12 protein-coding genes are annotated in these 13214 nt (G+C 51.1%); 9 read left to right on the top strand and 3 right to left on the bottom strand.

The features are described 5' to 3' along the window. The first annotated feature begins 5 nt into the window (after positions 1-5). Entirely contained in the window at positions 6-1085 is a 1080-nt protein-coding gene (locus tag LOS15_RS15940) for an ADP-ribosylglycohydrolase family protein (protein ID WP_263067019.1), read from the top strand. A 16-nt stretch (positions 1086-1101) separates the two neighbouring features. Here the strand turns inward: LOS15_RS15940 and ovoA are convergent, their stop codons facing one another. Next, a complete protein-coding gene (gene ovoA, locus LOS15_RS15935) occupies positions 1102-3249 on the bottom strand; it encodes a 5-histidylcysteine sulfoxide synthase (protein ID WP_263067018.1) in 2148 nt (715 codons plus the stop codon). 273 nt (positions 3250-3522) lie between these two features. On the opposite strand from ovoA, the gene LOS15_RS15930 reads away from it, so the two are divergent. From LOS15_RS15930 to LOS15_RS15915, 4 genes are all read left to right on the top strand, one after another. Beyond that, positions 3523-3999 carry an NYN domain-containing protein gene (locus tag LOS15_RS15930; RefSeq protein ID WP_263067017.1) on the top strand — a complete coding sequence of 159 codons (477 nt, stop codon included), beginning with the start codon at positions 3523-3525 and terminating at the stop codon, positions 3997-3999. 297 nt (positions 4000-4296) lie between these two features. Beyond that, positions 4297-5604 carry an acetyl-CoA carboxylase biotin carboxylase subunit family protein gene (locus LOS15_RS15925; protein WP_263067016.1) on the top strand — a complete coding sequence of 436 codons (1308 nt, stop codon included), beginning with the start codon at positions 4297-4299 and terminating at the stop codon, positions 5602-5604. A 223-nt stretch (positions 5605-5827) separates the two neighbouring features. Further along, positions 5828-6307, top strand: a complete 480-nt coding sequence (locus LOS15_RS15920; RefSeq protein WP_263067015.1) for a hypothetical protein — start codon at positions 5828-5830, stop codon at positions 6305-6307. A 340-nt stretch (positions 6308-6647) separates the two neighbouring features. Continuing rightward, positions 6648-8216 carry an ATP-binding protein gene (locus LOS15_RS15915; protein ID WP_263067014.1) on the top strand — a complete coding sequence of 523 codons (1569 nt, stop codon included), beginning with the start codon at positions 6648-6650 and terminating at the stop codon, positions 8214-8216. A 99-nt stretch (positions 8217-8315) separates the two neighbouring features. On the opposite strand, the gene LOS15_RS15910 is transcribed toward LOS15_RS15915, so the two are convergent. Next, positions 8316-8510, bottom strand: a complete 195-nt coding sequence (locus LOS15_RS15910) for a hypothetical protein (RefSeq protein ID WP_263067012.1) — start codon at positions 8508-8510, stop codon at positions 8316-8318. After that, entirely contained in the window at positions 8507-8866 is a 360-nt protein-coding gene (locus tag LOS15_RS15905; RefSeq protein ID WP_263067011.1) for a hypothetical protein, read from the bottom strand. The genes LOS15_RS15910 and LOS15_RS15905 overlap by 4 nt, the downstream gene beginning before the upstream one ends. 655 nt (positions 8867-9521) lie before the next feature. Here LOS15_RS15905 and rfbB point away from each other — a divergent pair. Genes rfbB through LOS15_RS15885 form a run of 4 tightly spaced genes read left to right on the top strand, consistent with a single transcriptional unit; the run spans position 9522 to position 13152 of the window. Beyond that, complete coding sequence (gene rfbB / locus LOS15_RS15900) at positions 9522-10592, top strand: dTDP-glucose 4,6-dehydratase (RefSeq protein ID WP_263067009.1); 1071 nt, start codon at positions 9522-9524, stop codon at positions 10590-10592. Continuing rightward, complete coding sequence (rfbA, locus tag LOS15_RS15895; protein WP_263067008.1) at positions 10589-11467, top strand: glucose-1-phosphate thymidylyltransferase RfbA; 879 nt, start codon at positions 10589-10591, stop codon at positions 11465-11467. The genes rfbB and rfbA overlap by 4 nt, the downstream gene beginning before the upstream one ends. Positions 11468-11509: 42 nt before the next feature. Continuing rightward, positions 11510-12589: a DegT/DnrJ/EryC1/StrS family aminotransferase gene (locus tag LOS15_RS15890; protein WP_263067007.1), complete on the top strand. Its 1080-nt coding sequence runs from the start codon at positions 11510-11512 to the stop codon at positions 12587-12589. Continuing rightward, positions 12589-13152 (top strand): acyltransferase, encoded by a 564-nt coding sequence (locus LOS15_RS15885; RefSeq protein ID WP_263067005.1) that lies wholly within the window; start codon positions 12589-12591, stop codon positions 13150-13152. Before LOS15_RS15890 ends, LOS15_RS15885 begins: the two co-directional genes overlap by 1 nt. Positions 13153-13214 lie beyond the last annotated feature (62 nt).

Genomic DNA, 13214 nt, shown 5'->3' with positions numbered 1-13214 from the left:
CGACCATGACCCACACCGTGCCCGCAAGAGCGACCGCCGCGCTTAAAACCCTGTTTATTGGCGATGCACTGGCCATGCCCGTGCATTGGTTCTACAACGTTCAAGATATCGACCGCGCGTTTCCTGAAGGGATCAACACGTTTGAGGCGCCGCCTGCGTTTCACCCTTCATCGATTATGTCGATGCACTCCACCAGCGGCGGCGGCCGCAAGCGGGCGGGCAGCCAACAGCCTGAAGTTGTCGGCGGCGTCATTCTGAAAGGCAAGCAGGCCTACTGGAATCGACCCAATGTGCACTACCACCAGGGCATGCAGCCCGGTGATAACACGCTCAACGCTCACTGCGCGCTGACCCTAATGCGCACCCTGGCAGGGCCAGATCAACATTATGATAGCGATGCTTTCTTGAAGGCTTATATCCAGCTCATGACGGCGGAGACACCCGCCCACCCGGATACCTACGCCGAATCCTACCACCGGGGTTTTTTCGCCAATCTTGAAAAGGGGCTGCCGCCCAAACAGTGTGGCGCCGTGACCCACGACACGCCCTCCATCGGTGGCTTGGTGACCATTGCGCCAATTGCGATTAGCGAACGTCTAAAAGGAACGTCACTTGCAGATACCCGCAAGCTGTGCCGCCAGCACCTGGCCCTGACCCACCCGGACGCTTTTCTGGCGGACGTGTGCGACGCCTATGTCGAACTGATCGACAGCCTGTTGTTTAGAGACGATGACGATGCGGTAGAAGACACTCTGCTTAAGGCCACCCGCGGCCTATCAAAGCGCGACCTGACAAAATTGGTGGAAAGCCAATACAGCGAACGTGAGGTGGTAGGCAGCGTTTTATCCACCGCCTGTTATATCACCGACGCTTGGCCTGCGGTGCTCTACTTGGCCTGCAAACACCACAAAGCGCCATTAAAAGCCTTGCAGATGAATGCGGAAGTTGGCGGTGACAACGTTCACCGGGGAGCGGTGTTAGGAGTGTTGCTGGGGTTGATCAGCGGCGAGGCTGACGAAGACTTATTTGCCCGGCTAACCGAACACGCGTCGATTAACCGGGCCATTGCGGGTCTGGTGGGCTAAAAGCCCACCAGGTGCTTTAGGAGCGCCGCTCCCACAGGGTGACTTCCGAGAGGCTGTGCTGATATTTATGCATGGTCTCGCGGATCACAAAGGGCACCTTCTCAGGCTCGCTGATCATCTGAAAGTGAGGATCCAACAGCGCCTTCAAGCCGTCCAGGGTGGTGACATTCTCCCCGTCTCGCTTGAAGCCACCAATCCACTCCTCCTTCGGCGTGTACTCTTCCAGCCAGGTATAGGGCGAGGCAATCATCAGAATACCGCCAGCGTTGATGCGCTCGTGGATGGTCTGCAAAAACTGTGCAGGTTTATAGAGCCTGTCGATCAGGTTGGCGGCCAGCACTAGGTCATACTGGCTGAACTGCGGTTTGAGGTTGCAGGCATCGCCCTGGTGGAAGCTCACACGGTTCGCCGCGTCTTCCAGCCCCAAACTCGCCAAGGTGCGCTCTTGGTAGCTGACCAACTCGCCCTCTTCTACCCGGGTATAGCGCAGCACTTTCTGCTCAGCCATTTCCACGCCCTGGCGAATAAAGTTGGCCGAGAAGTCCACCCCGTCAACGTGCTCAAACTCACGGGCTAGCTCAAAGCTGGAACGCCCGCTGGCACAGCCCAGATCCAGAGCGCGTTTCTTCTGCCTGCCCGCCACGCTTGCCAGCGCCCGGTTGGCCAATGCCTGCGGGAAGTTGGCAACGCCAAACCACTCATCGCCGTAATGGAATTCCGCGTACTCCGCCATGCGGGCATCGCTTTCGTAATAGGCGCTGGGCATTTTGACTTCGGCATCCGACACCACATAGCGGAAACCCGCGTGCTGAAAGAAGTGACGACGAAACGCATAGCGGGCGCTGAGCCTGGTTTCGTTACCACAGGAGATCCAGGAACCGCCCTTGATCAGGTTATGCTGGTTATCGAACGTCGGCGTGGTGAAGTCATCGTATAGCGGATGCACGTCAAAGCCTGGGAACGGATAGGTCGGGGTTTCCACCCACTGCCAAACGTTGCCCACCACATCAAACCACTGGCCGTGTTGGAAGCGGGTGACCGGGCACGAAGACGCACCATAATCCAGGTGCAAATTCGCGTTAGCAGGCGTGTCGCTCTCAAGCTCGGTGACGCCCGCTTCCTCCGCTAAACGATGCCACTCGTCTTCTGTTGGCATACGCACCGGCTGGCCGGTTTGTTCGCTTTTCCAGTTACAGAACGCTTTGGCCTCGTGGAAGTTGACCTCTACCGGCCAGTCCCAAGGCATTTCGACCTCTTCGGTCATCAAGCGCAAAAACCACTCGTTTTTCCACACCCAAAACGTCGGGTGCGTTGCCTTGGCAAAGTTGCGCCAGCCCAACCCCTCTTCTGACCAGAACGTGTCGGTCAAATAGCCACCGGCCTCAACAAACTCAAGAAACTCACTGTTGCTGACCAGAAACTGGCTGGCCTTAAACTCTTCAACGTCGCTGTGGTGATGGCCGTACTCGTTGTCCCAGCCGTAGAAAGGATCGTCAAAGGATTTACCTAACGTCACGTCCCCTCTCGGCACTGTGATCAGGCTGTTTTCCGGCGGCTCACCGGTTGTGCGGATAGGCGCCCACTCAGGTTGCGGTGTCACAAGCTCAAGCAGCTGCTGACGAATCAACACCGACGAGGTTTCAAGATGAATCCGCTCGTGCTCGATACCCATCACGATGGGCCAGAACGGGCTCTGCCAATCGACGGGCAGCGACAGCGGTAACTCACGGATCAATGAAAGCACCGCTGCGCGAACCTTGCCGCGATACGCCATCACCTCACTGACCGACGGCCACTCATAGTGGTCATCATTCAGGTCATCCCAGCTCATCTCATCGACGCCAACCGCGAAAATAGACTCCATATTCGGGTCGATGCGCGCTGGCAGAAGCTTCGCCAGCACCAGCTTGTTGATAAAAAACGTCGCGGTATGCCCGAGGTAGAAAATCAGCGGATGCCTAAGCGGGATAGACTTGCGAACATACGCCTCCTCACTCACCAGGGTAGTAAACAGCGACTCGTAACGGTCAAATGTCGCGGTAAAACAAGCCTCTATCTCCCTGCGGGTCGTTTCAGAATCGTTACCTGCCAGCATCACGGTACGGGGGAAAAGGGCTGGCGATGTCGACGCCTGAAGCCCAGCGGGGGAATTGGTGGAAGTCATCGTTGTTAGCGCCTTTTATCGTGAAGCGATAAGGGGGTGTCTAGATAAACCTATTGAAGCATTAAAAACCAAAAACTGGTACAAGATCTACCATTAGTTGTACAGCATTTAACGTTTTGAACCTTACCCCCTACCTACGGCTCAGCGGTGGCCCGCGTTTATAGCGCGATAATGAAGGGCAAGAACCAGCAACGTGGTAGTCTCATAGTTATCGACCCGATACGCTCAATGCTAATATAAAGCGATACTAATCATTTAAAGAAAGGTCTATGAATGACAAAAGTTGCCATATTTATTGATATTCAAAATGTGTACTACACCGTGCGTGAAGCGTACGGAAAAAACTTTGATTACAATAAATTCTGGGCTCAAGCCACCGCTAATAGAGATGTTGTGAATGCTTTTTGCTATGCCATTGACAAAGGAGACAAAAAGCAGCGGGAGTTTCAAAATATACTCAGGACAATTGGCTTTAATGTAAAACTGAAGCCATTGATACAACGTTCAGACGGTTCAGCCAAAGGGGACTGGGATGTGGGCATTGCGCTAGATGCCATGGAGCACGCCGACCAAGCCGATGTTATTGTACTGGTGTCAGGAGACGGCGACTTTGATCTTCTCGTCAAAAAAATTCGTACGCACTATCATAAAAAAGTTGAGGTGTATGGCGTTCCTCAGTTTACCGCTGCCACACTAATGAATGAGGCCAGCGAGTTTATCGCCATCGATAAAACACTTTTATTAACGTAAATAAATAAAACACAAAAATATTAGCCATTAGACATGTTTTATCTCCTGCGCAACAAGCGTGCCAACTTTACAATAGGCGTTTGCGTTGAATTGCCAATGATAGCGAACTCGTCTATGTTAAGTAGTTATGTTAGCAATAACATTGAACTGAGAAGGATCTTATAACACCGCCCAGCGCAGGCTTTTCGACCCCCTTCCCGCCCCTTCTTCAAAACATGACTGATTGCGGCTTAGTTCACCTGATGCGCCTTGATGCGGTGCTGTCAGCCTGGGTTAACCAGCAAAGGAGAACACTGAATGTCGATAACATCAGAAAAACAGTTACCCGAAGCCGTCGCGGCGTGGCGCGACCCTGACCTGGACTCGGTGAAAGGCACCGAGACCCCTAAAGACCCCAACAAAGGCTATATTGCCCTGCTTGGCTGGAGCGTGAATGCGATTAAAGCGGCGCAAAAATTTGACCGCCGCTATGTCGTTGTGGCCCCAGAGTGGGCCGAAGATTTCTGTACCGCCAACAATATTCCCTATATTTCTTGGAATTTTGTGCGACTGAACGATCGTTCCATGGAAATCGCCGAGCGGCTGAAAGCCGAAGGCGTTGACGTTGCCATCCCGCTATTTGAAGAAACCGTGGAATGGTCTGGCGCGATCAACTCTGTCCTTATGGACAGCCCCCGCATGTACGGGCAGTCAATTCTTTTCCGCGATAAAGCGTTGATGAAACGCCGTGCCCAGCTCGGCGGCATCCGCGTCGGGATCTTTGAAGAAGCGCACGAAAAAGAAGACATCGTTCGCTTTATGAAACGCGTTAACCAGACGCTGCTCAAGCTCGACGGCGACCCGGACGACCCGATTCACGTCAAAGCCTTCGATAAAGCCGGCTGTCTTGGCCACCGGATGATTCGCACGTTAGAGGAAATCGACAATATTCCGGATGAAGAGTATCCGCTGTTGATGGAAAGCCATCTAAGCGGCTGGGAGTTTGCCGTTGAAGCCTGGATACACGACGGCAAAATCCAGTTCCTGAATATTTCGGAATATGTCACGCTGGGCTATTCGGTATTCGTCCCTGCGACGGCAGAACTCGAAAGCTGGCGCAACGCCATCACCAAACAGATCGAACTGCTGATTAAAACGTTCGATATCCAGTTTGGCTTGATTCACCCCGAGTACTTCGTGACCGCCGATGGTGAGATGTACTTTGGCGAAGTTGCCTACCGCCCGCCGGGCTTCAAAGCGTTTGAGCTGATTGAAAAAGCCTACGGCTTCAACGCCTACCAAGCCTCTATGCTGGTGTTCGACCCGAAAAGCACCAAAGAGGAAGTCGCCGCCTTCTTCCCCAAAGAAGTCGTGGATGCGAAAGGCTACGCGGGTTGCTTCGGTGTGTACCCACGCCGCCGTGTGGTCAGCAAACTGGTAATGCCCCCAGAGTGTGTCGACCACCCCTATTTCGAGTCGCATGAACTGGTGGCGCCCACCGAGGAGACGGTGCCCGACCGCTCAGCCTTCGGCACGCATTGGGGGCTCGTCTTCTTCTTCGGTGATGACCCCATCAAAATGCGGGATCTGCTGAAAGCCCAAGAGGATTTGGACTTTTACGTATAGCCGCTGGTTGAACAAGCACATTGAAACGGCACTTTGAAGCAACACATTGACGAAGGGCGCGGTGACTCACCGCGCCCTGTTTGTTGATGCCGAACGACCACACACGTTGATTCCCCCTTTGGCGTGATGCGCCAATGGCGCCTATGTTTGAAACGTCTAGGTTTTAAAAAAGTTTGAAAAGCCTACGTTGTTTAAAACAAGAGTGACACCAAGGGAAATAGACATGGTCAAACCGACTGCTGCTGTAGCCGTTTCGTTCATCGCGACGGTTTTCTCGTTGCTGCTATCGTTCTCTGCACTCGCCAATGTCGCCCACAGCGAGACAGCCACCGGCATGGTGGCAGCCGCTATTCAAGCCATCTGCGATGGCGATAAAGCGCGGCACCTTTCTTTACATCAACGCAAGATCGAACCCGACCCCTATTACGATGAAAAGTTTGCCGCCTTTCATCGCGCATGTAACGAGCACGGTATCGAAAATATTGACATACAATCCGATCTTGATGATGCACAGATGCAAGAGCAAAAGCGGCGATACCACATTAACGCCAGCATTGTGATGGGAGACGGCGCGGTGTACGCCACCACGTTTCGGGTGGCGTGGGGTTCTGTGCAGGTACCAGAGGGCAGCCGTTCCATTGAAGCATGGCGACTGGGGGGCATTAGCAGAGTGGAAGTTCCCATCCTCATAGAGACCGAATAAACCACCCAGCAACGCAACATCAAGCGGCGTTACACCTTCGCGTTGCCCGCAATGACGAGTGTTAATGCCATGGTATCCACCGCCGATTCCCTTCGGTTGATGATAAAACGCGCCCTAGCATGCCACGCTTGCCGAGCTTAATAGTGAGATATATCAGCTAAACAGCATACACCAAGTGTCTGGCTGGCCCTATTCACTCAAAGCATGGCTTGAACTTCTTTAATCAGCACTTACGTGCTATCTAAACCCATCATTCATGTGCGCTCTAAGTACGGCCTACACCACTCTTCGGCATGCTAGACTGTTCAGGGTTCGACCGGTTTCATTATTGGAGGCCAGCATGCCATCTGCTCATCGTCGTAAGCTGCCCATCGGGATACAAACTTTTTCAGATATCCGCGAAGGCGGCTACTACTACGTCGATAAAACGCGGTTCATTGAGACGCTGGTCAATCAGAACAAGTACTACTTCCTTTCGCGCCCACGGCGGTTTGGCAAAAGCCTGCTGCTAGATACCCTAGCCTGCCTGTTTGAAGGCCGCGAAGCGCTATTTGACGGATTATATATTCACGATAAGTGGGACTGGCAGCGGCGCTACCCTGTGGTGCGCTTAAGTTTTGGCAGTGGTGTGATGCAGAATCGCCAGGAGCTGGATGTCCGTATCCGCGACCAGTTACATACGGAGCGCGAGCGCCTAGGGCTAACGCTCACCTACGATACCGATATCGCCGGTGAGTTTGAGCAGCTTATTCGCCAAGCCCACTCGCACTATGGCCAGCGTGTGGTAGTGCTAATCGATGAGTATGACAAACCCACCCTGGACAATATCCTCGACGGCAATAGGGCGCGTGAACTGCGCGAGGGGCTAAAAAACCTCTATAGCGTGCTTAAAGATGCCGACCCCCACCTGCACTTTGTGCTGCTGACCGGCGTTTCCAAGTTCAGCAAAGTCAGTCTGTTTTCAGGGCTCAATAACCTCAACGACATTACGTTAGACGCCCCTTACGCGGCCATTTGCGGCTATACCAATCACGATGTGGATACGGTATTTGCGCCAGAACTACCGGGGCTTGACCGTGAAGAGATCCGCCGCTGGTACAACGGCTACCGCTGGGGCGGGCAAGACGTTCCTAGTGTCTATAACCCGTTTGACGTATTGCTGCTGTTACAAAAACGCGAATTTGGGCCTTACTGGTTTGAGAGCGCCACGCCCACCTTTTTAATTGACCTGTTAAAGCAACGCGGAGTGTTTACACCACAACTTAATACGCTCCAAGCAAAGGCGCAGTTGCTAGGCCGCTTTGATGTGGATGACATCGCCACTGAGGCGCTGCTGTTCCAGACGGGTTACATTACGATTCAAGACGTGCAAGAGCCCATGACCGGCTACCGGCTTTACTCGCTCGGCTTTCCTAACCGAGAAGTAGAAAGTAGCCTGAACGAATTTCTACTGCCCGTGCTGGGCATTCAGAACAGTGAAGCACAAACCTATCAATTGGCGCTTTTTAACGTGCTTCTGAAACATGATCTGACAGGCCTAGAAACTCACCTTAAAGCGCTTTATGCCGGTTTACCCCACGACTGGTACCGCAACAACCCTATCGCCCAATATGAAGGCCACTACGCGAGCGTCTTTTACAGCCACTTCGCCGCGCTGGGCGTGAACGTGACGGTGGAAGATGCCAGCCACCAGGGCAAAGTGGATATGAGCGTCGATTTTAATGGCCACATCTACCTATTCGAATTCAAAGTGGTAGAGCAGCTACCAGAAGGCAAAGCGCTTGAGCAGATCAAAGCCAAAGGCTATGCCGACAAGCACCGCGCCAGCGGCAAGCCGATTCATTTGGTCGGCGTAGAGTTTTCAAGCGTTAAACGCCAAATCGTAGCGTTTGAAGTAGAGTCGTTATAGCACCAGAGGCAAACGCCTAACACGCAGTGGATTGATTATTGCTACCCAAGCCCCATGACCTGAATATGTCGTTGCGAGGAGTGTAGCGACGAAGCAATCTCATACTAACAGCAGCGCCTTGGTATGCTCGCGTTGCTGTTTAATGGCGTTATCTAATATTGTCAGCAGCTTTTCGTAATCCGCTGCCAGCTCTTCATCCATGCCTGTGGCTTCAAAACGGGTTAACGTTTGTTGTGTTTCTTCGATGAGCGTTTGAAGCTCGTCAATCACGCGCTGGTGGTCGTCAGGCGTCATGTTACCCCTTGGGTTTGTAGTGCCTGCACCCGACGATACAGCTGTTTTGCGTTTTCAATGGCGGTGGCTTCATACGCATCTAACGTAAGCAGCACATCCTGGCGCGGGTCATTCACCACAGCCGCTAGCTCTTGGCTATAACGTTTTAGCAAATGTTCCAAATTCATACGAATCATGGTGAGTTCCAGCTGAAACTCGGCCTGTAGCTTCGTATAACGCTCTATTTGCCTCGGCAGCTGGCTTGTTTCAAGCATGGCGCTAATCGTCTGCTCAACCTGATGTTCCACAGCATCGAGTTTGGGAATTAGCTCGTTCACTACAGAAACAGCTGAGATAGTGGTGGCGTGAGACTTCACGGTACTCCTAGCGGTGCAAGCAGATGTAGGTATTCTCAGCTTACCAGCCATAGCACGCATCTAAAGGGTAATTAACCCAGCTTCTCAGCAGCATTTGGCTTCCTGGCGACCCATTCTAAACAGAATAATATCCGGCTTGCCCTCTACATTTGCATTGGGCCGCACTACCCTGGGCTGTTCCGCCGCTAATCGCAGAGGTTGCACTGGCCGATATTGTCGCACTGATGCATCACGCCTGCTTAAGAATGGCACAACAACGACGAAGCAATCTCATGCTCCCTGATCGTACGCTCACGTTGCAGTTTAATCCGGCAACTTTTTTTAATCCTATGCCAATGCATTGTCGCTCACCATCGGTGGTCATAGTGCTTCTTAGGATTGCAGTGCCTAAACCCATTGATAGAGATGTTGCGCGTTTTCAATAATAGTGACTTCAACAGCATCCTGGCTCAGACAGACAATGGATACCCAAGCTTGAACTTCAGGTGAAAGTTCATCGTGTTAATCATCACACCCTGGTATTGCCGTTTTGATGTACTGCCCTTCAAGCTCGCTTTTCTTGCGATTAACTAAAAATACTTATGGCAAACTCATCAGTCTTGAATGGCTTTTATGCTGTTGTAACAACGTTTAAGTACCAGGGCACCTAAACCACATGGCCACATTGTTTGTAACGGGCGGCGCAGGCTTCATTGGCAGTGCCGTTGTGCGCTACTTGATGGAAAACACCGGCTGGCGCGTGATCAACATTGACAAACTGACCTACGCTGCCAACCTCAGTGCGCTGGGCGGGGCGCTAACTAACGAGCGCCACCACTTGGCGTCAATAGACATCTGCGACCAAGCTGCGCTCAACGAACTGTTTGCTCAATACCAGCCTGATGCGGTTATGCACCTAGCCGCTGAAAGCCATGTAGACCGCTCTATCAGCGGCCCAGCTGATTTTATTGAAACGAATATTGTCGGCACCTACACACTGTTAGAAGCAAGCCGCCATTACTGGCAAACATTAGCGAGCAGCAAGCGGGGGCGGTTTCGCTTTCACCATATCTCGACGGATGAGGTGTATGGTGATTTAGCGCCTAACGACCCAGCGTTTACTGAAACAACGCCTTATGCCCCAAGTTCGCCTTACTCAGCCAGCAAAGCGAGCTCAGACCATCTAGTCAGAGCTTGGCACCGCACCTATGGCCTACCCACCCTGATTACAAATTGCTCAAATAACTACGGGCCATGGCAGCATCAAGAAAAACTGATCCCGCTGATGATTAACCGCGCGCTGGCGGGAGAAAGCTTGCCCATTTATGGCGATGGGCAACAACGACGAGACTGGCTGTATGTTGACGACCATGCCCGCGCTCTGCATCAAGTACTGACCCAAGGGCGCATAGGGAACACTTACAACATTGGCGGCAACAACGAACACAGCAACATTGATGTTGTGCATGAGATATGTAGATTACTTGATGAGATAGCACCCCGCGCTGGTGGCTCCTATTCAGAACAAATCAGCTACGTAACAGACCGCCCTGGGCACGACCAACGCTACGCTATCGATAACAGCAAAATCACGCATGAACTTGGATGGAAACCTTCGGAAAGCTTCAGCAGCGGGTTACACAAAACTGTTGTATGGGCACTTGGTATGGATAAGCACTCGCCATTTAAAGAAGCAACCGCAGATGCCGATAACGATATGACAACGCATCGCGAAGGGCAGTTATGAAAGGTATTATCCTTGCAGGCGGCAGTGGCTCTCGGCTTTATCCCATCACCATGGGTGTCTCCAAGCAGCTGCTGCCCATCTACGACAAACCCATGATCTACTACCCGCTTTCAGTGCTAATGCTGGCGGGCATTCGGGAGATATTGATAATTACCACGCCCGACGATCAAGCAAGCTTTCAGCGATTATTGGGTGATGGCAGTCGCTTTGGTATCCATTTGCAGTATGCGGTACAGCCCAAGCCTGAAGGTTTAGCACAGGCATTCCTAATTGGGGAGCCTTTCATCGGCACCGATAACGTGTGCCTAGTGCTGGGCGATAACATTTTTTATGGCCAAGGTTTTACGCCCAAACTCAAAGAAGCTGTTACCAGGGCAGAAGAAGGCAAGGGTGCCACCGTATTTGGCTACCAAGTCAAAGATCCTGAGCGTTTTGGCGTAGTAGAGTTTGACGCAGATAAACGCGCCCTATCAATCGAAGAAAAGCCTCTAAAACCGCGCTCAAACTATGCCGTTACCGGCCTGTATTTTTACGATAATGACGTAATTAATATCGCAAAAATGGTACAACCCTCTTCACGAGGCGAGCTAGAAATCACCAGCATCAACCAAGTCTATTTGGATCGCGGCGATTTACACGTGGAACTTTTGGGTCGCGGCTTTGCGTGGCTAGATACCGGCACCCACGAAAGCTTGCTAGAAGCCGCCCAGTTTGTAGAAACGATAGAGAAACGCCAGGGCTACAAAATTGCCTGCCTTGAAGAAATTGCCTTCAACCAAGGCTGGTTAAGCCAAGAAACATTGGTCAGGCTAAGCAAGCCGTTAGGAAAAAGCGGTTATGGTGCTTATTTGCAGCAACTAGCCAACGATTTATAGTCAGCCGATGCCGCACTATTTCGCTAAATAAAAAGGCACCCAATGATTCCTGTTACCAAGCCTTACCTGCCTAACCGTGAAAAACTCAACCGCTACATAGATGGCATTTATGAGCGCGCCTGGCTCACCAATAATGGTGAATTAGTACAAGAGCTGACCAAGCGCTTAGAGGCGTATCTCGGGGTAGAAAACCTACTGCTTGTCGCTAACGGCACCCTAGCCTTGCAAATTGCCTACCGGGCATTGGGCATTAGTGGCCGTGATGAACCTACTGAGGCCATCACCACGCCATTTACGTTTGTGGCAACCGCCAGTTCGTTAAAGTGGGAAGGCGTAATTCCCGTATTTGCAGATATTGACCCCAACACCTGGTGCTTGAACCCAGCCAACATCGAACCAGCGATAACCCCGAACACTCGCGCCATCGTGCCCGTACACGTATTTGGCAACGCCTGCGATGTAGAAGCCATCGGTTCCATCGCACAAAAGCACCACCTGAAAGTCATCTATGATGCCTCTCATGCCTTTGGTGTGAACTACAAAGGTGAAAGCCTGCTCAAACACGGCGATGCCGCCACGCTTAGCTTTCACGCCACCAAGCTCTTCCATACAGGCGAAGGTGGCGCGATTGTATTCAAACGTAAGGAAGACCTAGAGCGCGCCAAGAAAATGATCAACTTCGGCATCACCGGGCCGGAAACGATTGAAGAACTAGGCATCAACGCCAAGATGAATGAGTTGCAGGCAGCGATGGGGCTTTGTGTGCTGGATGAAATGGAAGAAAACTTGAAAGCCCGTGCCGCCGTATGGCACCGCTACGAGCAAGCACTGAGCCAGAACCTGCAACTACAAGCTAAACCAAAAGAGCTGGATTACAACTACGCCTATTTTCCGATAGTATTTGAAAGCGAAGAACAGGCCGTGCGGATAATAGAGCTATTAAAAGAGCATGGCGTGCTGACAAGACGGTATTTTTATCCTTCACTTGAGTCGGTGGAAAGTTTTGGAAAAAAACCTATACAGCCTATTTCTAAAGACATTGCCAGCCGCATAGTATGCATGCCTATTTATTCAGGATGCGACGTGAAATATGTTCTATCTAAAACAAAGAGATACCTATAGTGGCATACCTTAACCATAACGAACTAAACGCTCTTGGATTAAAAGAGTTTGGCAACAACGTTTTAATATCTGATAAGGCTTCAATCTACAATCCCTCTAAAATAAAAATAGGAAGCAATGTTAGAATTGATGACTTCTGCATTTTATCAGCGGGGGAAGATGGAATTGAGATTAAAAATTATATTCACATAGCGGCTTACGTCTCACTTATTGGTGCAGGTAAAATAATAGTAGATGACTTTTGTGGAATATCATCTAGAGTTTCTATTTATAGCAGCAATGATGATTATTCAGGAGAGTTTCTAACTAACCCTATGGTGCCCGATCAATTTAAAAACGTTACTTCTAAAGAGGTGAATATCGGCAAGCATGTTATTATTGGCTCTGGGAGTATTGTACTACCGGGAGTAACACTTGAAGAAGGTGTGGCGATTGGGGCGCTTAGCCTTGTGACTACTAAATGTGAGGCATTCGGCATTTACGCGGGTCAACCAGCAAAACGAATCAAAGAAAGAAAGCAATGTTTAAAAAAACTAGAAAAAAAACTACTCGTTGCATATTAAAAAACTGAAATATTTAGGCCTTATTTTTTAAAGGCATAAAAAACGTTGATCTTTTCTATTGG

This window comes from Halomonas sp. 7T (genome assembly GCF_025643255.1).
In the GTDB taxonomy this organism is placed as follows: Bacteria; Pseudomonadota; Gammaproteobacteria; order Pseudomonadales; family Halomonadaceae; genus Vreelandella.
This window is presented reverse-complemented; position numbering and strand designations above follow the sequence as displayed.